Below are 22,911 nucleotides of genomic sequence, written 5' to 3'. Positions count from 1 at the left end.
CGCAAACCCAGCCGGTGGGCGCGGTCCTGATTTCGGGGGTGCTGCCCAGAGGTCGTGCGACCTCTTAGTTGGCGGCCTTCGCCTTGGCGGCGAGGTTGTCGGCAAGGGCACCCAGGAACTCGTCGGTGGTCAGCCAGGGCGTGTCGTCACCGACGAGCAACGCGAGGTCCTTCGTCATCTTGCCGGACTCGACCGTCTCGATGCAGACCTGCTCCAGCGTGCGGGCGAACTCGCTCACCTCAGGCGTACCGTCCAACTTCCCACGGTGGGCGAGGCCGCGCGTCCACGCGAAGATCGACGCGATCGGGTTGGTGGAGGTCTTCTGGCCCTTCTGCCACTGCCGGTAGTGCCGCGTCACCGTGCCGTGCGCCGCCTCGGCCTCCACGGTCTTGCCGTCGGGCGTCAGCAGCACGCTGGTCATCAACCCGAGCGAGCCGAAACCCTGCGCCACGGTGTCGGACTGCACGTCACCGTCGTAGTTCTTGGCCGCCCAGACGAACCCGCCCTCCCACTTGAGGGCCTGCGCCACCATGTCGTCGATCAGCCGGTGCTCGTAGGTGATGCCGGCCTGCTCGAACTTGTCCTTGAACTCCGACTCGAACACCTCGGCGAAGAGGTCCTTGAAGCGACCGTCGTACGCCTTGAGGATGGTGTTCTTCGTCGAGAGGTAGACCGGGAATCCGCGCTGGAGGCCGTAGTTGAGCGAGGCCCGGGCGAAGTCGCGGATCGAGTCGTCGTAGTTGTACATCGCCATCGCGACGCCACCGGTGGGGTACTTCGCGACCTCGAACTCCATCGGCGCGCTGCCGTCCGCCGGGGTGTAGGTGACGGTGAGCGTGCCGGGGCCGGGAACGACGAAGTCGGTCGCTTTGTACTGGTCGCCGTGCGCGTGCCGGCCGATGATGATCGGCTTGGTCCAGCCGGGCACGAGCCGGGGGACGTTATCGATGATGATCGGCTCACGGAAGACGACCCCGCCGAGGATGTTACGGATCGTGCCGTTCGGCGAGCGCCACATCTTCTTCAGGCCGAACTCCTCGACCCGTGCCTCGTCCGGCGTGATCGTCGCGCACTTGACGCCGACGCCGTGTCGCTTGATGGCGTTCGCCGCGTCGACGGTCACCTGGTCGTCGGTCGCGTCACGGTGCTCGATACCAAGGTCGTAGTAGTCGAGCTGAACATCGAGATAGGGCAGGATCAGCTGCTCTTTGATCTCTTTCCAGATGACGCGGGTCATCTCGTCGCCATCGAGTTCGACGACGGGGTTCTTGACGGTGATCTTGGACAAGGGTGGCTCCTCCGGCCGGGAGCGGGGCGGAGCCCCGCAGGGGGACAGGTTGCGTGGTCCAGGCTTTCTGGTACTCCGGCAGTTGCGGGCGGGGACGTTCTTGGGGGGACGTGATCCCGCGAGAGGGCTTTATAGGTTTTGTACGTCGGCCTGCTTGGCGCGGACCGCTGCGGCAGCCTCCTTGAGGCTCGCCAGCTCCGAGTCGGTGAGCGCGGTCTCGACGACCTTGCGTACGCCGCCACGACCAAGCTCGGCGAGCACACCGAGGTAGACACCCTCGATGCCGTACTCCCCGTCGACCCATGCGCACACCGGCATGACCGCACCGGAGTCCTCGGCGACCGCGCGGGCCATCTGGGCAGCCGCGGCGGACGGCGCGTAGTAGGCGGAGCCGGTCTTGAGGAGCGCGACGACCTCGGCACCGCCATTGCGGGTGCGGTCGACCAGGGCGTCGACGTCGGCCGGCGCGAGCAACTCGGTCAACGGCTTCGGCGTGCCGCCCACCTCGACGGTGCACTTGCTCGGGACCGGCACCATCGTGTCGCCGTGCGAGCCGAGGGTGAGGGTCTTGACCGCGCCGACGGGGACGCCGAGCTTCTCGGCCACGAAGTAGGAGAACCGCGCGGTGTCGAGCATGCCGGCCTGGCCAAGGACGCGGTTCTTGGGGAACTCCGTCGCGATCTGGGTCAGCGCGGTCATCTCGTCGAGCGGGTTGGACACGACGATGACGACGGCGTTCGGTGCGTGCTTGGCGACGTTCTCGGAGACCTGGCGGACGATCTTCGCGTTCGTCTCGATGAGGTCCATCCGGCTCATGCCGGGCTTACGGGGCAGACCGGCGGTGATGACCACGATGTCGGAGCCGCTGAGGACTTCGTACCCCTCGCCCGCCAGCCCGGTGGTCTGGCCGGTGACCTTCGTCTCGAAGCCTTCGATCGGCCGCGATTGGTTCATGTCGAGGGCGATGCCTTCAGGCTTGCCCTCGATAATGTCGGTGATCACGACTTCTTCGAAGATGTCGTATTCCGCGAGTCGGAGGGCTGTCGTGGATCCGTAGAAGCCGGCCCCGACGACGGCGACCTTGCCGTTACGCGCCATGGTGTGCTCGCCTCCTGGAAGTCCCGAACCGCCGCGGGACCGAGCTGGTGTGAAGATGTCTTGGCGTCGAGATATCTGTTGTGAGCGTAGCCGAGCACCCGCTCCCGCCGCCGTCCGGGGTCATCGGATGTCCGGCACCGCGAGGGCCAGCAGGAGCGTCGCGACACCCATGATCGTCAGCGTCATCACGTCAACCATCCGGCTACGCACCACCAGCAGCCCGGCGCGGCGCGTCGTCAGCACCAGCCGGAACGCCGCCGCCAGCAACACCGACCCCGCGAGGAGCACGGTCCCTGGGCGGAAGTCAACGAGCACCACAACCACGAGCGAGACGAACACGCCCACGAGGACGACCAGGAGTGGCCACTGACGTCGTGGCCACGGACGGATCGGCGGGAGCGGGCGACTGCGGTCCCGGCGCCAGCGCGACCAGAACGCCCAGCGGCTGGCTGGCGTACCCGCGACGCGCCCTTCGACCTGAGCCGTCCCGGCACCCTGGGCACCTCTGGCAGCGGTGGGCTCGGCGGCACCACCCGCGGACACCGCGCCGCGGCCAGGTTGGTCGACCATCGACGGCCTCCTGCTGCTGTGCTCACTTTCCTCGCAGAACCGCAGGCTACTCGCCGGCGGTCAAGGGCCTTAGGTTGGCCGTCGGCGAGTCGGTTGTCGGGCACCACCGGGCTCACGGCGAATCCCTACCCGGCGCCCGTCGAGCCGCTATCGGTCGGTCCTCACGCGTTCCCAGAAGAGTTCGTCGAGCCTGCGGTAGTAGCCGATCCGCGGGTCCTCGGGGTCGGCGCCGTACCTCGCGAGGAAGCGGGCCGCGTGCTCCTCGCCGTACTGCGGGTTCAGGGTCGGCGAACTGATACTGCGGGTCGCGATGCCGAGGTCGTTGTACCGGTCCGCGATGCCGACCCGACCCAGGTCGATCAGGCCGGTGATCTCGAGCGTCTCCGGGTCGAGCAGCATGTTCGGCAGGCAGTAGTCGCCGTGACAGACGACGGCCTCCTCGCGCGCGGGGCGGGTCGCCGCCAACTCGGCGAGCAGCGCCCGCTCCTGCTCCGCTTTCCACGGCTCAGCCGACAGGGCCAGGTCGTCAACGATGCCGGCGCCGATCGCGGTGTGCGCGTTGCCGAGGATTACGTCGAGGCGCCGGTCAAACGGACACGTCGCCACGGGTACGCCATGCAGCGCGCGCAGGGCATCGGCCAGCGCGTCCATGACCGCCATCCGCTGGTGCCGCGGCCAGGCTGCGGACGCCTCCCGGCCGGGAAGCCCCGTCATGACCAGCCATTCCATCGCCCCGCCGTCGGCAGCCCTGCCGTGTTCCGGGTCGGGGCCGACTTCGATGCCCGCGTCGACCAACTCCGGGACCGGCAATCCGGTCGAAGCCAGCCAGCTGATCCGCTCCGCCTCAGTGGCGAGGTTCGAACGCACGTCAGGATGGCTCGAGGCGGCCGCGATCTTGACGTACAGGGTCGGGCGGTTGGCGTCGGTGAGGCGGTACGTCGACGCACCAGACATCCCATGCTGGATCGGCGTCCACGCGTACTCCGCGAAGCGCGCCCGCAACCGTGTCTCGATCCGTTCGACCTCTGTAGTACTCACGCCCGACATCGAAGCCGCCCGCCACCCGCGCCGCAAACGCTTATCCACAGAGCCGCCGGGCCGCCGGGCCGCCGGGCCGCCGGACCGGACTCGACCACCTTATGTACGCCGTCGCGAGGCGTAGCTACGTTGATCACGTGGAGATCCCCTCGTACTGGCTGCCGCGTCCGCCGTCGACGACCGGCCCTGAGCCTGAGAGGTCGGAGGAGTTCGACAAGGTGCTGGACCAGGTCAGGGAGGACGGCCTGGATCATCCGATCGACATCGACTCGACGCGCCGAAGTGGGAGTTCCTGTCGTACGCCGCCGATCGGGGCGACTTCGTGCTCCATGGCACCGGCGACCCCACCATCACGAGCGTCGAACCACGCCAGGCCAACGATCACCTTGACTTCGGCAACCGCAGCGCTGTCTATGCCCGTCCGACGGCATCTGGCCGATGTACTACGCGATCCTCGACCGCGACCGGTACCCGATGTCGTTGTGTAACGCCTGCATCCGCCTTGGCGGCAATGACGGGACGCGTCGCGCATCCTTCTACTACTTCTCGATCAGCCGGGCCGCGCTGGACCATCGTCCGTGGCGAGCCGGCACCGTCTACCTGCTCCCCGCGGACGGCTTCGAAGCCCAGCCGCCCTTCACAGTCCGTGGCATCGAGATCCACTCGCCTCAGCTGGCGAACGCCGCACCAGTACGCCCGACCGCGAAGCTCAGCGTGCGGCCGGAGGACTTCCCGTTCCTACGCCAGATCCGCGGCCACGACGACGCGGCGCTCCATGCCCGCGCAGCCGCGGACCCTGACGGCTTCCCCTGGCATGACGATGGATGATCGATTGCGACGCCTTCAGGCTTCCGCGAAGTTGATCAACGGTCCGCAATTCGGGCATTCCCCGCAGCGGGTGTCCGAATTCGGGACCGTTGATCAACTTCGCTCCCACGTTCAAAGCTCTTCGCCGGGTAGCCGAAATGGGGCAGGCGGGAGGCTCGCCCCAGCGTCTCACGAACCGGACGGGCTGCAACCGTTTCATGATCAACATGCAGAAAACGACCACGCCCCGCGCGGATCGTGGTCGTTTTCTGCATGTTGATCATGGTCAAGTCGAGGATCGCTCACTATGCGAGACGGCTCACCGAGGTCCCCTCCACCAAGTCCCGGAACTCGGCTCCCGGCTCCTGTTACGCCGCGGCCCCCGGCCCCAGCAGAGCCGGTCATACCCGCTAACCCGCTCAGTGGAAGAAGTGGCGGGTGCCGGTGAAGTAGAGGGGTACGCCAGCCGCCTCCGCCGCCGCGATCACTTCCTCGTCCCGCACCGAACCACCAGGCTCCACCACCGCGCGCACGCCCGCGTCAAGCAGGACCTGCAGCCCGTCAGCGAACGGGAAGAACGCGTCAGAAGCCGCCGCGGACCCCGCCGCCCGCTCCCCCGCCCGCGCGACGGCGAGCCGTGCCGAGTCGACCCGGTTGACCTGCCCCATGCCGACCCCGACTGTCGCGCCGCCTGAGGCGAGCAGGATCGCGTTGGACTTCACCGCGCGTACCGCCCGCCAGGCGAACGCCAGGTCAGCCAGCACCTCGTCGCTGACCGGCGACCCCGCGACCAGCCGCCAGGTGGCCGGGTCGTCGCCGGGCGCGTCCACCGCGTCCGCGCTCTGCATCAGCAGGCCGCCGGAGATCGGCCGCGATTCGACGCCACCGCGCGCCGCCGGAGCCGCGCGGAGCAGACGGATGTTCTTCTTCCGCGACAGGATCTCCAGCGCCTCGGGCTCGTAGTCGGGCGCCACCACCACCTCGGTGAAGATCTCCGCGACCTGCCGCGCCATCTCGACCGACACGGGCTGGTTCGTCGCGATCACGCCACCGAACGCCGAGACCGGGTCGCAGGCGTGCGCCTTCGCGTGCGCCTCCGCCACGTCGGCACCCACGGCGATCCCGCACGGGTTGGCGTGCTTGATGATCGCCACCGCCGGCGCCTCGAAGTCGTACGCCGCCCGCCGGGCCGCGTCAGCGTCGACGTAGTTGTTGTACGACATCTCCTTGCCGTGCAGCTGCTCGGCCTGGGCGAGTCCGGGCGTGGCCACCGAGCCGGCGGTGTAGAGGGCGGCGGGCTGGTGGGGGTTCTCGCCGTACCGCAGGATCGCCGCGCGGTTCCACGTGGCGCCCGCCCAGGCCGGGAACCCGCTCCCGTCGTCGGTCGGCGCGAGCACCGTGCCCATCCACGACGCGACCGCCACGTCGTACGTCGCCGTGTGGACGAACGCCTCGACCGCCAGCCGCTGCCGCTGCTCGAGGGTGAAGCCGCCGGCGGCCAACGCCGCCACGACGTCGGCGTACCTGTCAGGAGAGGTCACCACCGCGACGTTGGCGTGGTTCTTGGCGGCGGCCCGGGTCATGGCCGGCCCGCCGATGTCGATCTGCTCGATGACGTCGTCGGGCCCGGCGCCGGACGCGACGGTCTGCGCGAACGGGTAGAGGTTGGAGACCAGCAGGTCGAACGGCGGGATGTCGAGGTCGTCCAGTTGGCGCTGGTGGTCGGGATCGCGCAGGTCGGCGAGCAGGCCCGCGTGGACGTTCGGGTGCAGCGTCTTGACCCGCCCACCCAGGCACTCCGGGAACCCGGTGAGCTCCTCGACCCGGACCACCCGGTGGCCAGCCGCCTCGATCGTCGCCGCGGTCGTACCGGTCGACACGATCTCGACCCCTGCGTCGGCGAGGGCGCGGGCGAGTTCGGTCAACCCCGTCTTGTCATAAACGCTGACGAGTGCTCGCCGGATCGGTCGCCGGCCCTCGCCCGCGGGCTGGTTCACGGAGTCGTTCACGGGATGGTGACCTTTCTGCCCTCGACGGTGAAACCTTCCCGAACCATCCGACCGACCACGGAGACGAGCTGCCGGCGTTCGGCCACCTTGATGCGTTCGGTCAGGGACTCCACGGTGTCGTCGTCCTCGACGGGTACGGCGACCTGGGCGATGATCGGCCCGGCGTCCACTCCCTCGTCGACGACGAAGAGCGTCGCGCCGGTGACCCTGACGCCGTACGCGAGGGCGTCCCGAGGACCGTGCATGCCGGGGAACGCCGGCAGCAGGGAGTTGTGGCTGTTGACGTAGCGCCCGCCGAACCTCGCCAGGAACGACTTGCCCACCAGCTTGAGGAAACCGGCCGACACCACGAGGTCCGGCTCGTAGGCGGCGACCCGCTCGGTGAGCGCGGCGTCCCATTCCTCCCGAGTGGCGAACTCCTTGACGCTGTGAACGAATGTCGGAACGCCTGCCCGCTCAGCCCGGGCCAGGCCCTCGACACCAGGGCGGTCAGACCCAACCGCCACCACCGACGCACCGAACGACCGATCCCGCGCCGCTTCGAGCAGGGCCTGCAGGAGGGTGCCGGAGCCGGAGGCCAGGACGACGAGACGGGCGGTCAGGATGAGCTCCTCGCTGGCCGGTGAGAGCCGCGGAACGGATGGACGATCAGCGACCTACCCGGGGCACGTTCACGTCGAGTAGGACGTTCCGTCACGATAGCGGTAGCGCACATGACGACAGGAGAAGGCCCTGTGAGCAGCCCGGAGGAGCGTCCAGGCGGCGGCACCCTCGACGACCGGCCAGCTGATGATCGACCCGCTGGTGACCGGCCGGACGACGAACCAGCCGGCGACCGGCCGTCTGACCGCTCGGCGAGCGACGACGGCGAGGACCGCGACCCCGAAACGCCGCTGCTCGCTCCCATCCCGCCAGAGGGCACCAGCGCGCCCGCCGACGCGGAGCGGGTCTTCGGCCGGCCGGCCCCCACGTCGGCGTTCGCCCGGATCGTCTCCTCCACTACGACCACCCCGGCGAACGGCACTCCGCCGACCGACGGCACAGCTGGCGGTCCGGGTGGCGGGCCAGGTGGTGCTCCGGGCGCGGGACCCGATGGCGGACCAACCACCGGCCCGACCGGAACTCCCGCGCCCGCGAAGGACGAGCTGCGACGCCTCCGCGATCACGGCCGGCTGGCACTGGTGTTCGGGATCGGTGCGCTGCTGACGTGCATCCTGGCATTCCCCCTTGGTCTGCTCCTGGGGATTGTCGCGATCGTGCTCGGAACGCTGGCTCGCCGCGGCGGCCGGCGGGTCCGGCTGGTCGTCCCCGGCGCCGCACCCGGCCTCGTGCTCGGCGTCATCGCCACCGTCTTCGCCAGCGTCCTTGCACTGACCGCGGCGGTCTTCTGGAATGAGATCGCCGCCTGGCAGGAGTGTTCCTCAGGAGCTAACACCCTGACCGCCATGGAGAGTTGCCAGCAGCAGTTGCAGGAACGCGTCCTCAAGCGCGTGGCGACTCTGGACTAGCGTCCTCGTCGCGCGCCCTCGTGGCCCGCTGGCGAGCAAGCACCCAGCGCCACCCGCGGGTGGCGAGGACACCGACCGCACCGGCGATCCCGAGCGTGCTCACCGCGACCACGCCCACCTGCAGGACCGACGGGCCGACGTCGGCGAGCCGGCCCGGCCCCGCAGCGCCCCCGGCGACTGCGGCGCACCCGGTGAAGATCAGGCCCGCGGCCACCCCCGCGAGGCCACCGCGCAGCGCGGACGTGTCGACGCCGTACGTGGGATACCGGCGTACGGCGACCACGCCCGCGACCGCCCCCGCGAGGATCGGCATCACCAGCACACCCATCACCCAACCCGGCGGGGCCTCCCCCGCGGGCAGCGCCGCGAGGAGCGGGAACGCCGGAAGCGGGCCCAGCGCGACGCCGGTCGGCGCCACGACGGTGCCGGTCCCCGCGGCGAACCCCGGCCCGAGCGCGAACGCGGCCGCGAAGACGGCGGCGTTCGGCAGGTACGCCAGGCACATGAACAGCAGGAGGACCAGGCCGACCGGCCCAGGCGCAAGCCCCCTGGTGAGGTCGAGGAGCGTTCCCGCGTGCGCGACCAGCGACGCCCCGACGAGCAGGATGCCGCCCGCGAACAACGCCACGAACCCCGTCACCCCGCCGTGGACCGCCGCGTGCACCTCCTCCGGGAGCGACCCCCAGAAGGTGGCGCCGTACCCGCGCGCCCGGATGATCCCGGCCGCCCCGGCGACCCCCGCCATCAGCCCCGCGTTGATGAACGCCCGCGACACGTCGGGCGCCGCCTCCGCGGTCCGGGACACCACCGCCACGAGGGCGGCCAGCCCGCCGTACGCGACCGCGAACGCCACCGCGCCGACAGGCACGTCCACCCGCCTGGTGACCGCGCAGGACCGACCGATCCACGCGCCGGCGCGACACAGAAGGATCAGCGGCAACAGCGTGAGCCCCAACGGCGCGAGACCCATCTCACCGTCCGCCAACTCGATCGGCACCCGGTGCGCGAGCAGCCAGGCGTCACCGCCCACGCGCAGTGCCCAGGCGGCCGTCCCGCCACTGGTGGCGAACCACCCGATCACCGCCACCGCGGCACACGGGAGAGCGCCCGCGAGGAACGCCCAGCCAGCCGCCAACAGGCCACCGACGAACGCCGGCCGAGGACTCTGCCCCTCCGGTGGCTGGCCAGGGTCACGCACAGGTGTGGGCGCAAGCAGCTCGGTCATCGCTGCCATGCTCGCAGCCTGGACATCATCTGGTCGCTCTGGACACGCCGCGACCAGAGCCGCGGCTCAGAGGTCGTGCGGATAGGGACTGTGCCGATCTGCGGCCGGCGCCGGGGTGGCGCGGGCCCCCGGCATCCACGCGACCTCTAAGCAAGGCGTACCACCCTCGGCCTACACTCCATCGTGGCAGGGCGCAATATCTTCGATTTTTCGCACAACTTCCCGCGGAATCGAAGGAGCTCGCAGCGGGACCCCGTCCAGTATGGATAGGTTCATCCCGACACTGGGCTTCTGCGGTGCTGCGCCCGCCAGTCGTGGGTTGAGATGTGGTCAAACTGCAACCTCGAGCCCAGGTGACGTGTCATGTGAGGTGAGAGTCGGCCGTGGCGGAGGGCTCATGGGGAATGCCGACGAGTTCGATGCGTTCTACCATGCCACCCGTCAGCGGCTCCTCCACCAGATGTACGCGATGACCGGAAACCTGGCTGATGCTCAAGATTGCGTTCAAGAAGCGTACGCACGGGCCTGGCAGCACTGGGGCCGTGTGTCGGAGCACGTCAATCCAGAGGCGTGGCTCCGCACCGTCGCCTGGCGGATAGCCGCCAGCCGATGGCGCAAGCTCAAGAACGGAATCGCGGCAATGGCTCGGCACGGGCCGCCGGGGTACGCCCCGGAACCCAGCCCGGACAACGTCGCTCTGGTCGCCGCGCTGAAGGAGATCCCGGAGGCGCAGCGCCGCGCGATCGTGCTCCATCACCTGGTGGGGCTGTCGGTGGAGGAGGTCGCCCGCGAGACAGGCGTCGCGAGCGGCACCGTCAAGGCCCGGCTCTCCCGGGGGCGCAACGCCCTCGCCGTACTCCTGCGCGAGGGTGAAGTGCAGGACGAGAGCGCCGCAGAGGAGACCGAGAATGCCCGCTGACTTCGAGCCTGATGTGACCGAACACCTGTCGCGTCTGCGCTCCGATGTCGACCAGGTCACGTGGGCCGACGATGCGAGGGTCCGGCAACGCGGTGCCCGGCGGCAGGTGGGGCGTACCGCGACCACCGGACTCGCCGTCGCCGCCGGCATCAGCATCCTGGGCTACAGCGCCGCGGTCGGCATTCCGGGCACCCCCATCTCGCCGGTCAACCAGTTCTTTCCCGAGGGGTCGCCGTCGCGAAGCTCGACGGTGGCGCGTTCGACGCCGCCGGTCAGCCCGTCAGAGTCGGCTCACCCGGAGAGCCCATCCCGTACGACCTACCGGCCGTCGGCGCCAGGCCAGCCTCGTTCCCCCTCGTCGCCCCGCTCGACCACGTCGCCGGGCGTGCCAGGCACGCCGGGCACGCCCACCCAACCCGGCACACCCTCGAGCGGCCCGACTGCCGCTCCGCCGGCGCCGACCACGGGCACGCCGTCCAGCACTCCCTCGCCCACCGACTCCGAGACCCCGGCACCACCACCGAGCAACGCCCTGCCCGAGGTCTCTCAGGACGCCCTGCTGGCGCCCGAGCAGATGCCAAAGGTCAACGACTCCGAGGTCACCTGGAGCACGATCGACTCCAGCGATGGCGAGGGTTCGACGCCCGCATCCGTCTGCCAGGCTGGTGACCTCACCAGCCTGGGCGCGGTTGACACAGTGCGCCGCGACTACACCTGGGGCCCCGACGGCACGGTCAGCGGAACCAACGTGGTGGGCGTCTTCAAGTCTTCCGACGAGGCCAGCGCCGCCTACGACGCCTACGCTGACTCGCTCAGTGGGTGCACGTGGGGCAGCCAGCACGGGCCGACGGACGGCTCCGTCACCAGCGGCACCGCGAGCTGGTGGTGGTTCGGGCACGAGACGGCCGACGGTAGCGGCGAGATCGAGGTTGTCGGGTTGGTACGCAACGGCCCGGCCCTGTCCGTCATCGTCTGGCACCAGGGTGGCCAGGACCTCATCTACGACAGCGACCCGATGGCCCCGTCATTGCAGGCCTCGAGCGACCTCCTGGCGTCGTACGCCGGCTCCTGACGGGAGTCGTACACGGAAAATGATCACGTATACGTGGTCATTGCACGCCTAACATGGTGCCGATGCCCCGTGAGGCCGGTAATGACCACGTATACGTGATCATTACCGGCCTCACGGTGAAGCAGTTGACGGCCCCGTGGCCAATACGTTCCAACCGAGGCTCTCGACCTAGCCGAGGCTCTCGACGACCTCGCGGACGAGCCGGGCGGTCTCGCTCGGGGTCTTGCCGACCTTCACCCCGCAGGCCTCCAGCGCCTCACGCTTGGCCTGGGCGGTGCCGGACGAGCCCGACACGATCGCTCCGGCGTGGCCCATCGTCTTACCCTCGGGCGCGGTGAAGCCGGCGACGTAGCCCACCACCGGCTTGGTGACGTTGGCCTTGATGAACTCCGCGGCGCGTTCCTCGGCGTCGCCGCCGATCTCGCCGATCATCACGATGACCTCGGTCTCCGGGTCGGCCTCGAACGCGGCCAGCGCGTCGATGTGGGTCGTCCCGATGATCGGGTCGCCGCCGATACCGACCGACGTCGAGAAGCCGATGTCGCGTAGCTCGTACATCATTTGGTACGTCAGCGTGCCGGACTTGGAGACGAGCCCGATCCGGCCCGGGCCGCTGATGTCGGCCGGGATGATTCCGGCGTACGACTTGCCCGGCGAGGCCACACCGGGGCAGTTCGGCCCGACGATGCGGGTGCGTCCCGACGCCTGCGCCCGGGTGAAGAAGTCGGCGGTGTCGTGCACCGGTACGCCTTCGGTGATGACGACCACGAGCGGCATGCCGGCGTCGATGGCCTCGTTGACGGCGTCCTTGGTGAACGCCGGCGGCACGAAGACGACGCTCACGTCGGCACCGGTCTCGGCCATCGCCTCGCCGACAGTCGCGAAGATCGGCAGGGATACGCCCTCGATCTCGACCTTCTGCCCGGCCTTGCGGGGGTTGGTGCCCCCGACGATGGTGGTGCCGGCACGCAGCATCTTGCGGGTGTGGATGCTGCCCTCGGAGCCGGTCATGCCCTGGACGATGACCCTGCTGTTCTCGGTGAGAAAGATCGCCATGGTTTCCGGAACTCCTTACCGCGCCGCGGCCAGCTCGGCCGCGCGACGCGCGGCGCCATCCATCGTGTCGACCTGCTCGACGCCCGGCAGCTTGGCGTCGGAGAGGATCCGGCGGCCCAGCTCGGCGTTGTTGCCGTCGAGGCGTACGACGAGAGGCTTGGTCACCGCTTCACCGCGCTCCTCGAGGAGCTTGAACGCCGCGACGATGCCGTTGGCCACCGCGTCGCAGGCGGTGATCCCACCGAAGACGTTGACGAACACGGAGCTGACGTCCGTGTCGGAGAGCACGATCTCCAGGCCGTTCGCCATCACCTCGGCGGAGGCGCCGCCGCCGATGTCGAGGAAGTTCGCCGGCTTGACGCCATCGAAGGCTTCGCCGGCGTAGGCCACGACGTCGAGGGTGCTCATCACAAGACCCGCGCCGTTGCCGATGATGCCGACCTGCCCCTGCAGCTTGACGTAGTTGAGGTGCTTCTCCTTGGCCCGCTGCTCCAGCGGGTCGGTGGTCGCCTTGTCCTCGAACGCCGCGTGCTCGGGGTGCCTGAAGGCGGCGTTGTCGTCGAGGGTGACCTTGCCGTCCAGCGCCTCGACGTGCCCGTCGGGGCGCTTCACCAGCGGGTTGACCTCGACGAGGGTCGCGTCCTCGGCGACGAACGCCTGCCAGAGGCGGATGATCGCGGCGACCGTGTCGTCAGCGATCTCGGCCGGGAACTTCGCCGCCTCGACGATCTCCCGGGCCTTCGCCTCGTCGACGCCGGCCACGGGGTCGATCGCGACCTTCGCGACTGCCTCGGGGTTGGTGTGCGCGACCTCTTCGATCTCGACACCGCCCTCCACGCTGGCGATGGCGAGGTAGGAACGATTCGCCCGGTCGACGAGGAACGAGAAGTAATACTCCTCCACGATCTCGGCCGCCGGCGCGACCAGGACGCGGTGCACGATATGGCCCTTGATGTCCATACCGAGAATGTCGCTGGCCCGGGCCGCCGCCTCGTCGGGGTTGGCGGCGAGCTTCACTCCACCGGCCTTCCCGCGGCCACCGGTCTTGACCTGGGCCTTGACGACCACCTGCCCACCGAACTCCTCGGCAGCAGCCTTGGCGTCCTCGGGCGTTTCGACCACCCGGCCGAGTGTGACCGGTACGTCGTGCTTGGCGAAGAGTTCCTTCGCCTGATACTCCATCAGGTCCACGAGCGCGCTCTTCCTGGTCGGTTCGCGTACGCCTGGCTGTGTCTGGCTCCCGCTCGGAAGCCGCGGCGAGCCTAACCCCGGCCGATGCGAGGGCAGCGAGCGGGTGCGCACTCTGCGCTCATGGCGTGGTACGCGGGTGGACCTGGCGTGTCTAGGGGGCGGATGTGGAGGCGGCTGGTTCCGCGGGTTCGCCGAGACGCGTGCGTACCCAGTCCACGATGTCCTGCGTCGACGTTCCCGGCGTGAAGACCTTCGCCACGCCCATGCCCTCCAGGGCGGCGATGTCCTCCGTCGGGATGATGCCGCCGCCGAAGACCACGATGTCGCTCGCGTCGCGCTCCCGGAGCAGCTCCATGACGCGCTCGAACAACGTCATGTGCGCGCCCGAGAGTACGGAGAGCCCGATGCCGTCGGCGTCCTCCTGGAGCGCGGTCTCGACGATCTGCTCCGGCGTCTGGTGCAGGCCGGTGTAGATGACCTCCATGCCGGCGTCCCGCAGCGCCCGGGCGACCACCTTGGCGCCGCGATCATGGCCGTCGAGTCCGGGTTTGGCGACCACCACCCGGATCGGCGACCGCCCCTCTGGGGGCGAGTGGTCAGGCCGCGCCTGCGGTGCGGGCGCGTCACGACCAGGTCCGGGTGTCTCTTGCGTTGTCATGGCCGGATCCTCCAACGCGCGGTGGCCGTGGTCGATGAGGCATTGCCTCGACTCCACGAACCTAAGGCATCTCGCTCAGCGAGGAGGCGGGATCTATGTGCGACACCACCAGCGGACACGCCGGAGACCGGGACATTCGGTTCGAAACCAATGTAACGATCCGACTGCTTTCAGTCACTCTGCGCTGTCACCATGGGTGGTATGTCCGTTATAGTGGCAATTTCAAAGGCCGGATCCGGCACGTTCTGTGCGCAATGATTTGGCACCGGTTGATCGATCCGTTATCGTCTGCCGCGACTCAAACTACGGTCGAGTGGCACTCGTCGAGGGAGGTTCACGCCAGTGGCTGAGCCCGCGAAGCATCGCGGCGGCACGGCGCCAGCGGATCGCTCTCGACAGTCCAGTCGTGGTGCCGGCACGTCCAACGGCGGCAACCAGCGCGCGGCCGGCTCCGTCGCGTCGCAGCGCGCGACACAGCCGGGCAAACGCAAGAAGCCCGGCGGGCATCGCAAGGCGACGACCGGCCGATCCTTTCCCACGGCCCCAGCGGTCGCCGGCGTCGCAACGTTCGTGGTCGCCGCCTCCGGGGCCGTTGCCCTCAACGCCGTGGACATCCCGGCATCTCTCTCCTCGGATCAGCAGCAGGCCATGCCCCGCTCGATTTCCCTGAACGCCGGGCAGCTTCAGGAAGCGCGGTCGGCGGCGGCAGACCGAGCCAACCGATCCCGCCGTACGCCCTCACCGACAAACAGCAGCGACGCCGAGGCCGAAGCCGCGAAGGCACGGGCCGCCAAGCTCGCCGCGGAGCGGGAGCGCGCCGCCTGGGAGCGGGAGCGCGACAAGGAGTTGCAGGCCGTCGAGCGCAAGGCCGCCGACGCCAAGGACGAGCAGGTGCTCGAGCGCGTGATCGCCTGGGTCCTGCCCGTACGCGCCTACCGGCTCTCCTCCGGATTCGGGCAGTCGGGCTCCATGTGGTCGGCCAATCACACGGGTCAGGACTTCGCCTCCCCGATGGGCACGCCGATCCGGGCGGTGGGTGACGGCGAGATCATCTCGGCCTCCTATGACGGCCCTTATGGCAACCGCATCGTCCTTCGCCACAACGACGGCACCGAGACGTGGTATTGCCACATGTCGCGATACGCGCTGAGGAGCGGTTACGTCAAGGCCGGGACGACGATCGGTTACGTCGGGAGCACTGGTAACTCGACGGGGCCGCACCTCCACTTCGAAGTCCACCCAGGCGGCGGCGATCCCATCGATCCGCTCCCGTGGCTTCGCCAGCTCGGCCTGCCGATCTGAGCCTCATTCCCCTTTGTTTCGGGGTGGCCCCGCGCCTCTTGCCCTTTGTTTCGTGACGGCCCCGCTCAGAGCTTCTGGAGCGGGGCGTACCTCAGCAGGAAGCGCTTGACGCCGCCGGAGCCGAAGTCGACGGTCGCCTCGGCGTTGTCGCCCTGGCCGGCGGTGCTCACCACCGAACCCATGCCGAAGCTGTCGTGCACCACCCGGTCGCCAGGCGACAGGGAGATCACCGCCTGCTGGCCGGAACGAGCGGCCTGGCGTTCGGAGCGGCGGGTCGACGCTGACTGCGAACTCCAGGTGGTGTGGTCGGCTTCGGTACGCCGCCACTCGACCAGCTCGGTGGGAATCTCGTCGAGGAACCGCGAGGCGGGGTTGTGTTGGGGCGCGCCCCAGGCGCTGCGTACGACGGCCCGCGAGACGTAGAGGCGCTGCCGGGCCCGGGTGATACCGACGTAGGCGAGACGGCGTTCCTCTTCCAACTCCTTCACGTCGCTCTGCGAGCGGTTGTGGGGGAACACGCCATCCTCGAGCCCGGTGAGGAAGACCACCGGAAACTCCAGCCCCTTCGCCGTGTGCAGCGTCATGAGCGTGACGACGCCGCCGTTGTTGCCGTCCGGGTCAGGGATCTGGTCGGAGTCGGCGACCAGGGCCACGCGTTCGAGGAAGTCCGCGAGCGTCGCGGGGGTGCCTTCGGACTCTGCCGCCTCGGAGAACTCCCTGGCGACGGCGACGAGTTCGGAGAGGTTTTCCTCCCTGGTCTCGTCCTGCGGATCGCCGGAGGTTTCCAACTCGTGGAGGTAGCCGGTCTTGGTGAGGACCTGCTCCAGGATCTCGGCCGGCGGCAGACCTTCGCCGACGGCGCCCAGCAGCTCGTCGATCAAACCGACGAAGGCGCGGATGGCGTTGGCGGAGCGGGTCGCGAGCCCGGGCACCTCGTCAGGCCGGCGCAGCGCCTGCCAGAAGGTGATCCGTTCCCGCTGCGCGAACGCCTCCACACAGGCTTCGGCCCGCTCGCCGATGCCGCGTTTGGGGACGTTGAGGATCCGCCGTAGGGAGACCGTGTCTTCGGGGTTGGCGAGCAGCCGAAGGTAGGCGAGCGCGTCGCGGACCTCGCGGCGCTCGTAGAAGCGGACTCCGCCGACCACCTTGTACGGCAGCCCCACCCGGATGAAGATCTCCTCGAACACCCGGCTCTGAGCGTTGGTGCGGTAGAAGACCGCGATGTCCCTGGCCTGGAGCCCACTCTCGTCGCCGAGCCGGTCGATCTCTTCGGCGACGAACTGCGCCTCGTCATGTTCGCCGTCGGCGACGTATCCGACGATTGCTTCGCCGGCACCCGAATCGGACCAAAGATTCTTGGGCTTGCGGCCGGCGTTGCGGCTGATGACGGCGTTGGCCGCGGAGAGGATCGTCTGGGTCGAGCGGTAGTTCTGCTCCAGCAGGATCACCCGGGCGTCGGGGAAATCCTCCTCGAACTGCAGGATGTTGCGGATGGTCGCGCCGCGGAAGCCGTAGATCGACTGGTCGGCGTCACCGACCACCATGAGCTCGCCGTGCGGACCGCCGTCCGACTCGGGGGCCGTGAGCTCGCGGACGAGGGCGTACTGAGCGTGGTTGGTGTCTTGGTACTCGTCGACCAGGACGTGCGCGAACCGCCGGCGGTAGTGCTCACGAACCTCGGGGAACGCCTGCAGCAGGTGCACGGTCGTCATGATGAGGTCGTCGAAGTCGAGCGCGCTCGACTCCTGGAGCCGGCGTTGGTAGAGCTCGTAGCACTCCGCGAACGTGCGCTCCAGGTGGTTTTCGGCCCGCCGCGCGGCCTCTTCGTGGTCGATCAGCTCGTTCTTGAGGTTGGACACCCAGTTGAGGATCGCGCGCGGGTTGTAGCGCTTGGAGTCCAGATCGAGGTCGCGGCAGACGAGGGCCATCAGCCGGCGGGAGTCGGCGTCGTCGTAGATCGAGAACGACGAGGACATCCCGAACCGCTTGATCTCCCGGCGCAGGATGCGTACGCAGGCGGAGTGGAACGTCGACACCCACATCGCCGCCGCCGCGCGGTCCCCGACGAGTGCGGCCACGCGCTCCCGCATCTCCCCCGCCGCCTTGTTGGTGAAGGTGATCGCGAGGATCGAGCTGGGTCGGGCGTTGCGCTCGCCGAGCAGCCAGGCGATCCGCCGGGTGAGCACCCGGGTCTTGCCCGAACCCGCACCCGCGACCACGAGCAGAGGATGGCGCTCATGCAGGACCGCCGCCCGCTGCGAGGGGTTGAGGCCCTCGAGGATGGACTCGGGGTCGCGGCGCCGCGGCGGCCGCTCGGTGCGGCTGTCACCGTCGTGGGTGGACAACGTCAGCTGGTCTTCGGAGAGAGCGCTCATCTTGATGACAAGCCTACGATCGGCCACCGACAAACCGCCCCCGACCGGCCGGCCCGCCCGTGCCACGGCGTTCGGCCCGAGGATCTTCCTCGACGAGACGTCAAGGGAGCCTGCGAGGAAGATCCTCGGGACCGATACCGTCTCACGTGTGCTCGGCGGGGTTCTCCCAGTAGTAGGTCTCCGGGTCGTAGACCGCGGGCGACGGCAGGATCCACGGGTTCACCCAGCCGCCCAGCGCGAGGTTGTCCCGCGTCGGGACGTTCTTGAGACCGTCACGTACCAACACGATCCGCGGATAGTTCGCGACCACGCCGTAGAAGAACGGGCCGTGCTCGATGTGGATCTTCTGGACTTCCCACATGAGCGCGATGCGCTTCATCTGGTCGGGCTCGACCCGCGCCTGCGCGTACAGCTTCCAGAGCTGGTCGATCGGGTCGCCGGGCTCCGGCAGCAGCCACGGCGGAGTGCGCTTCCAGGGCGAGATGTCCTTCTGCTCCTGAAGCTTCTTCGGGTCGCCCGTCTGCATGACGAACGCCTGGCCGTGCAGCGGCGCCCAGTGGCCCCGCTCGACAGGGATGACCCAGCCCGGGTAGACCAGCGGGCTGTTGTCGCCGACCTCCCAGGCGGTGGTGGTCATCAGCTCGCCGCGTCCCCAGCGGTCGCCGAACTCAGCGGGCGGGATGGGGTTGAGCTTGGTCGCGACGCCGATCGCTTCCCAGTCCCGCTTGTAGTGGTTGTTCTTCTGCATGTGCTCGTTGTTGGCGTCGGCCGGGTAGTCGAGGAGGATCTCGAGCTTGGACCCGTCGGGTAGCTCGCGCTTGCCGTCGCCGTTGCTGTCGACGACACCAAGCTCGTCGAGCATCGACTTCGCCTTCTCGACGTCGTACTTGACGTAGGCGTCCCGCCACTCGACGTACTTCTGCTTCGCCTCGTCGTTGATGGTGAACATCGTGCCCTTGGGGCTGAGCGTCCCCGTGGTGAGTTCACCGGTGTCGTAGTAGATCGCCTTGCGAGCATCAGGTCGGTTGATTCCGTGGGACAACGCCCGCCGGAAGTCGGGATTGCGGATGAGATCCCGCATGTTCTTCTTTGGATAGTCGTAGTTCAAGAACACGATGGAACCGGTCCCAGACCCGCTGTCCCACAAGAGCACCCGCACCTTGGTGCGTTCTTCGGACTGCTTGAATCCGGAGATGTCGCCGAGCACCAGTCCGTGGTGACCGCCGTGGACGTAGTCGACCTTTCCCTCGGTCATCTGCAGCTTCTGGACTTCGTCCTCCGTCACCACGGAGAACTGGACCTCGTCCAGGTAAGGAAGCTGCTTGCCCTCTTTGTCGACGCACCAGTAGAAGGGGTTGCGTTCCCAGAGAACGCTGCGGCCCTCCTGGTAGGTCTTCAACCGCCATCCTGTGAGGGTGGGACATTCGGGGTTGATGCCGAAGTCGCCCTTGAGGTCGTGGTTGATGTACCAGTCTTTCCTGGTGACTTTCTTGTTGTACTTCGGATGGAACTGCGACATGTAGTGCTTGGGCTGCATCCATAGCGGCCCGACGCTCCCGGTCTCACCCGGGCTGTTGACCCAGGCCGCCAACCGCTCCGGAGTGATCGGCGCCGGCGCGTCGAACTTCAGCATGAGCGTCGTCTTGTCTGGTGCGGTCACCTTGGCAACGGTGTCTCGACCAGAACGCACATCATCAGGTGGGTTGAGACCGGTGTAGGCGTCATCCTGCACCATGTCTTCCCACCAGTACATGATGTCGTCGGTACTCCACGGTTGACCGTCCGACCACTTCAGGCCCTTGCGGAAATGGAACACCCATTGCGTCGCATCGTCGTTGGACTCCCAGCTTTCGACCAGCCCCGGACCGATGTCGAGGCCGTCGTTGAGGAAGCGCAGGAAGGACCGGCCGTACATGTATTCCTTGATGGCGGAGGAGTTACTCTTACCCATCACCATCCGTAGCCGGCCACCGTAGTTTCCGGACTTGGTCCAGCGGTGTGGAACGACGTACGGCGACTCGGGCAGGCGTTCCTTGACCGCCGGCAGCTTTCCGGCCTTGACCTGCTCGGCCAGCGTCGGCGCTTCCTGGAACTCTGCGGGCGGGGTGATGGGTTTGGTCTCCGACCCCTTGGGAGCCGCCCCTGCGGGCTTACCCTTGGGCTTTCCAGGACCACCGGATTCTTTGGTTGGTTCAGAACTCGAACACGCGACCAGCATGACCGAACCCGCGGCGAGAGCGGAGCCGTAAAGAAAACCTCGCCTGCTGAAGCCGTCACCGTGCAGCACCTCTTGCACACCTCCTCGGGAGTGTCTCCCAGGCCGAAACTCTCCTTGGAGCCTGACATGGGCCTCGTCGCCACCGAAGTGGCGGCGAGGGGCCAGCCCCGGAAAGAACCGATCTCCACCGGGAAGGAAGAACGCTACAAGCGATCGCGACCATCGCGGTTCGTACGACGTGACCAGGTACGGCCAGGACGAGTGGAGGCTGCGTTCACAAGTTGAACGAAGTGCCGGTTCAGGACATCATGTCGTGAACTCCAGCGAGGCTTATGCAGGGCTCATTCAAACCTCTGGCGCCGGGCAGGCTGCTGGAGCTGATTGAGCCGGGAGCCGGTGCTGACTGTCCGGTTCGTGAGAGAACCCGCTGCCCGCGAGTGCGTCCGCGCCTTGTCCGAAGCTTCTGCGCGTGGGGGGTGCCGGGTTGTCAGAGGTTTCTCGGTCTCTTAGCCGAGATACCTCTGACAACCCGGGCAAGCTCGCTCCCGGTCGAACGCGGGCAGCGGAGCAAGGTTCGACAAGCATGGGCACCCGGGCCCGCCACACCACTTTCGTCGAAATGATCTTGGTCCGGGTCGAGAGCTCCTCACTATGCGAGAGCGCCCACAGAGGTTGCGATGACTTGGCGGAGGCGCTTCGGCTTCTTTGCCGACGCACCTCCGCCAGGTGGGCTCCACTCCGTTCGAGCCGGATTGCCGCAAGGGTGCCTTGACGAGCGAGGATCCCTGACCGCCAACGGACGCAGTTGCTCAGCAGTCCAGGGCCTTGAAGCTGTACCCCTTCTTCGCGAGCTTGGTCAAAGCCGGGTCGAGAGCGGCGACCGTCTGCGACCGGTTCCCGCCACCGTCATGCATGAGGATGATGGCCCCGGGCTGGGCATGTTTCACGATCCGCTGCGTGATCTTGCTGGCTCCGGGGCGTCTCCAGTCCAGGGTGTCGCCGTCCCAGAGCACGATCTGCTGTTTCAGTTCGGCCGCGACCTTGCGGACCCGCGAGTTGACGGCACCGTACGGCGGCCGGAGGCACCGCGAGGCCGGGCCACGTCGAATCTCCTCCCGGATGCGGTCAGACGACAGCTTGGTCAGGTTCCGGTGGACGTCCGTGTGGTCACCGATGGTGTGCCCGGCGGCGCGCACCTGGCGCACCAGGTCAGGAAGCCGCCGGCTTTCCGAACCCAGCTGGAAGAACGTCGCCTTCGCCTTGTGTTTGGCGAGAATCGTGAGGACCTGCGGCGTCCACTTCTCGCTGGGCCCGTCGTCGAAGGTGAGGTACACGACCTTGGCTTGCGGTGACGCCTTGGCAGCCGGCGAGGCACCGTTGGAGGCGGTCGGATCGCCGGGTGCGACCGTCGAGGTGGGATTGGTTCCGGGCGTACCTTCGTTCGGGGGGCTCATCCCAGGCGAGGCCGGCGGAACAGTGGTGACGCTGCCCGGCGCGTTTGTGGAACTCGGATCTGGACTGCTGGTCGGCGCAGAACTCTTCGGCGCCCTGGACGCGATCGATGACGCTGTCACGACCGGGTCACCCTCGCCGGCCGGTAGCGGACGCGATCCCGCGCATCCACCGACAATGACACCAAGAATTGCCAGACATAAAACAATGCCAGACCTTTTGGCCCGGCAAAAGACGCGTCCACGCGTCGACAGGACACCCATATGCTCCCCCGTTCCTCCACTGCCAGCCTCTGCTTCGTGACGGGGAACGCCTAGGAGCGGTGGTCCCTAACGATTAAGGCCCCCTGGCGACATACGGAGGAGTCGAGCGGGGTTTGTTTTGCTTTGGCGGATAATTCCGCCACCCGGGAGCAAGCCCTTTTTAGGTAAGCCACAAAACCGCATGAGAATCGGGGCGGCGTGACATTCACGCCGCCCCGATCTCGTTTCCATTTGTCAGGCCCGGATCAACCTGACCAGGCGTTCACTCCTCGCCAGCCATCACAGGTCCGGCCGCTGCACCACGCGCACCGCGTTCACGACCGAGGGTCGGTAGGAACGCCGGTCGTGGAACGACACCTGCAAAGTTCCTCCTTCCGGCAGGTCGACGACGTAGGAGCGCCGGTCAGCCGCCTGCCCGCCGACCTGCTGGGCGATGTCGTACCCAACGAGCACGTTCTCGCCATTGATGTCGACGTCGAACTTGCGCCAGTTGACCTTCGGCGACGGGCCGAGCTCGGCGAAGTCGAGGGTGACTTCGTACTTCCCGGCGGGAAGCTCGTCGAACTTGTACGCGTCCATACCCTCGCGCTGGCTGCGGTACAACGGGTCGTCGTCGGTGTTACGGATGTCGACCGAATCCTTGGCCGTCAGGACCGACGACGTACCAACCCAGCCGAACGAACCGGACTTGTACGCCTGGTCCGCCACCCACGGCAGTCCCTTAGCTTGTTGTTTAACCAGGTGCGGTTGGGACACGACCCCTGTTGATCATGGATGAAGCCCTTGGTTGATCATTCCTTCTTGCGACAGACGGAAGATCACACCAAGGGCTTCGATGATCAGTGTGCACGATGCCGGCACG

At 68.0% G+C, this 22,911-nt stretch carries 19 protein-coding genes; 5 read left to right on the top strand and 14 right to left on the bottom strand.

Annotated elements, in window-relative coordinates; all coding sequences use genetic code 11:
- Positions 1–64: 64 nt before the first annotated feature.
- From B141_RS0119820 to B141_RS0119805, 4 genes are all read right to left on the bottom strand, one after another.
- Positions 65–1,288, bottom strand: a complete 1,224-nt coding sequence (locus tag B141_RS0119820) for an NADP-dependent isocitrate dehydrogenase (protein WP_020576925.1) — start codon at positions 1,286–1,288, stop codon at positions 65–67.
- Between the two features lie 129 nt (positions 1,289–1,417).
- On the bottom strand, positions 1,418–2,386 hold the full coding sequence (locus B141_RS0119815; RefSeq protein ID WP_020576924.1) for a malate dehydrogenase: 969 nt from the start codon (positions 2,384–2,386) through the stop codon (positions 1,418–1,420).
- 120 nt (positions 2,387–2,506) lie between these two features.
- Complete coding sequence (locus tag B141_RS47595) at positions 2,507–2,956, bottom strand: DUF3017 domain-containing protein (protein WP_020576923.1); 450 nt, start codon at positions 2,954–2,956, stop codon at positions 2,507–2,509.
- A gap of 147 nt (positions 2,957–3,103) precedes the next feature.
- Positions 3,104–3,994, bottom strand: coding sequence for an APH(3') family aminoglycoside O-phosphotransferase (locus B141_RS0119805; protein WP_157181132.1), 891 nt, complete (start codon positions 3,992–3,994; stop codon positions 3,104–3,106).
- Between the two features lie 438 nt (positions 3,995–4,432).
- Between B141_RS0119805 and B141_RS50790 the strand changes: the two genes are divergently transcribed.
- Positions 4,433–4,822, top strand: coding sequence for a hypothetical protein (locus tag B141_RS50790; protein ID WP_020576920.1), 390 nt, complete (start codon positions 4,433–4,435; stop codon positions 4,820–4,822).
- Between the two features lie 398 nt (positions 4,823–5,220).
- Here B141_RS50790 and purH read toward each other — a convergent pair whose 3' ends face one another.
- Both purH and purN read right to left on the bottom strand, forming a co-directional pair.
- Positions 5,221–6,810 carry a bifunctional phosphoribosylaminoimidazolecarboxamide formyltransferase/IMP cyclohydrolase gene (gene purH / locus B141_RS0119795; RefSeq protein ID WP_020576919.1) on the bottom strand — a complete coding sequence of 530 codons (1,590 nt, stop codon included), beginning with the start codon at positions 6,808–6,810 and terminating at the stop codon, positions 5,221–5,223.
- A complete protein-coding gene (purN, locus tag B141_RS0119790) occupies positions 6,807–7,412 on the bottom strand; it encodes a phosphoribosylglycinamide formyltransferase (protein WP_026257389.1) in 606 nt (201 codons plus the stop codon). Before purN ends, purH begins: the two co-directional genes overlap by 4 nt.
- A gap of 132 nt (positions 7,413–7,544) precedes the next feature.
- Between purN and B141_RS0119785 the strand changes: the two genes are divergently transcribed.
- Positions 7,545–8,318 carry a hypothetical protein gene (locus B141_RS0119785; protein WP_026257388.1) on the top strand — a complete coding sequence of 258 codons (774 nt, stop codon included), beginning with the start codon at positions 7,545–7,547 and terminating at the stop codon, positions 8,316–8,318.
- Here the strand turns inward: B141_RS0119785 and B141_RS41620 are convergent.
- The gene (locus B141_RS41620; protein WP_020576917.1) at positions 8,293–9,543 is read right to left on the bottom strand and encodes a cell division protein PerM; all 1,251 of its coding nucleotides are present in this window, start codon (positions 9,541–9,543) and stop codon (positions 8,293–8,295) included. The two genes, B141_RS0119785 and B141_RS41620, sit on opposite strands and share 26 nt — an antisense overlap.
- 397 nt (positions 9,544–9,940) lie before the next feature.
- Here B141_RS41620 and B141_RS0119775 point away from each other — a divergent pair, with 397 nt between their 5' ends.
- Positions 9,941–10,462: a SigE family RNA polymerase sigma factor gene (locus tag B141_RS0119775; protein WP_020576916.1), complete on the top strand. Its 522-nt coding sequence runs from the start codon at positions 9,941–9,943 to the stop codon at positions 10,460–10,462.
- Entirely contained in the window at positions 10,452–11,534 is a 1,083-nt protein-coding gene (locus tag B141_RS0119770; protein ID WP_026257387.1) for a hypothetical protein, read from the top strand. The genes B141_RS0119775 and B141_RS0119770 overlap by 11 nt, the downstream gene beginning before the upstream one ends.
- Before the next feature lie 168 nt (positions 11,535–11,702).
- Here the strand turns inward: B141_RS0119770 and sucD are convergent, their stop codons facing one another.
- The 3 genes from sucD to B141_RS0119755 all read right to left on the bottom strand — a co-directional run bounded on the left by sucD (position 11,703) and on the right by B141_RS0119755 (position 14,439).
- Positions 11,703–12,590, bottom strand: coding sequence for a succinate--CoA ligase subunit alpha (gene sucD, locus B141_RS0119765; RefSeq protein ID WP_020576915.1), 888 nt, complete (start codon positions 12,588–12,590; stop codon positions 11,703–11,705).
- Positions 12,591–12,605: 15 nt separating this feature from the next.
- Positions 12,606–13,781 carry an ADP-forming succinate--CoA ligase subunit beta gene (gene sucC / locus B141_RS0119760; protein ID WP_020576914.1) on the bottom strand — a complete coding sequence of 392 codons (1,176 nt, stop codon included), beginning with the start codon at positions 13,779–13,781 and terminating at the stop codon, positions 12,606–12,608.
- A gap of 151 nt (positions 13,782–13,932) precedes the next feature.
- Positions 13,933–14,439, bottom strand: a complete 507-nt coding sequence (locus B141_RS0119755; protein WP_157181131.1) for a cobalamin B12-binding domain-containing protein — start codon at positions 14,437–14,439, stop codon at positions 13,933–13,935.
- A 342-nt stretch (positions 14,440–14,781) separates the two neighbouring features.
- Here B141_RS0119755 and B141_RS0119750 point away from each other — a divergent pair, with 342 nt between their 5' ends.
- Positions 14,782–15,741, top strand: coding sequence for a M23 family metallopeptidase (locus B141_RS0119750; protein WP_020576912.1), 960 nt, complete (start codon positions 14,782–14,784; stop codon positions 15,739–15,741).
- A 65-nt stretch (positions 15,742–15,806) separates the two neighbouring features.
- On the opposite strand, the gene pcrA is transcribed toward B141_RS0119750, so the two are convergent.
- The 4 genes from pcrA to B141_RS0119730 all read right to left on the bottom strand — a co-directional run bounded on the left by pcrA (position 15,807) and on the right by B141_RS0119730 (position 22,805).
- Positions 15,807–18,116, bottom strand: coding sequence for a DNA helicase PcrA (pcrA, locus tag B141_RS0119745; RefSeq protein WP_026257385.1), 2,310 nt, complete (start codon positions 18,114–18,116; stop codon positions 15,807–15,809).
- 142 nt (positions 18,117–18,258) lie between these two features.
- Positions 18,259–20,412, bottom strand: coding sequence for an ABC transporter substrate-binding protein (locus tag B141_RS0119740; protein ID WP_020576910.1), 2,154 nt, complete (start codon positions 20,410–20,412; stop codon positions 18,259–18,261).
- A gap of 731 nt (positions 20,413–21,143) precedes the next feature.
- Positions 21,144–21,788, bottom strand: coding sequence for a polysaccharide deacetylase family protein (locus B141_RS0119735; RefSeq protein ID WP_020576909.1), 645 nt, complete (start codon positions 21,786–21,788; stop codon positions 21,144–21,146).
- Between the two features lie 540 nt (positions 21,789–22,328).
- Positions 22,329–22,805 (bottom strand): malectin domain-containing carbohydrate-binding protein, encoded by a 477-nt coding sequence (locus tag B141_RS0119730; RefSeq protein WP_084678391.1) that lies wholly within the window; start codon positions 22,803–22,805, stop codon positions 22,329–22,331.
- Between the last annotated feature and the right edge of the window lie 106 nt (positions 22,806–22,911).

It is taken from the genome of Actinopolymorpha alba DSM 45243 (genome assembly GCF_000373925.1).
In the GTDB taxonomy this organism is placed as follows: Bacteria; Actinomycetota; Actinomycetes; order Propionibacteriales; family Actinopolymorphaceae; genus Actinopolymorpha; species Actinopolymorpha alba.
This window is presented reverse-complemented; position numbering and strand designations above follow the sequence as displayed.

Coding starts and splice junctions, on each gene's coding strand:
- B141_RS0119815 (WP_020576924.1), bottom strand. CDS start 2,386: ATGGCGCGTAACGGCAAGGTCGCCGTCGTCGGGGCCGGCTTCTACGGA.
- B141_RS47595 (WP_020576923.1), bottom strand. CDS start 2,956: ATGGTCGACCAACCTGGCCGCGGCGCGGTGTCCGCGGGTGGTGCCGCC.
- B141_RS50790 (WP_020576920.1), top strand. CDS start 4,433: ATGTACTACGCGATCCTCGACCGCGACCGGTACCCGATGTCGTTGTGT.
- B141_RS41620 (WP_020576917.1), bottom strand. CDS start 9,543: ATGACCGAGCTGCTTGCGCCCACACCTGTGCGTGACCCTGGCCAGCCA.
- B141_RS0119775 (WP_020576916.1), top strand. CDS start 9,941: ATGGGGAATGCCGACGAGTTCGATGCGTTCTACCATGCCACCCGTCAG.
- B141_RS0119770 (WP_026257387.1), top strand. CDS start 10,452: ATGCCCGCTGACTTCGAGCCTGATGTGACCGAACACCTGTCGCGTCTG.
- sucD (WP_020576915.1), bottom strand. CDS start 12,590: ATGGCGATCTTTCTCACCGAGAACAGCAGGGTCATCGTCCAGGGCATG.
- B141_RS0119755 (WP_157181131.1), bottom strand. CDS start 14,439: ATGACAACGCAAGAGACACCCGGACCTGGTCGTGACGCGCCCGCACCG.
- pcrA (WP_026257385.1), bottom strand. CDS start 18,116: ATGAGCGCTCTCTCCGAAGACCAGCTGACGTTGTCCACCCACGACGGT.
- B141_RS0119735 (WP_020576909.1), bottom strand. CDS start 21,788: ATGAGCCCCCCGAACGAAGGTACGCCCGGAACCAATCCCACCTCGACG.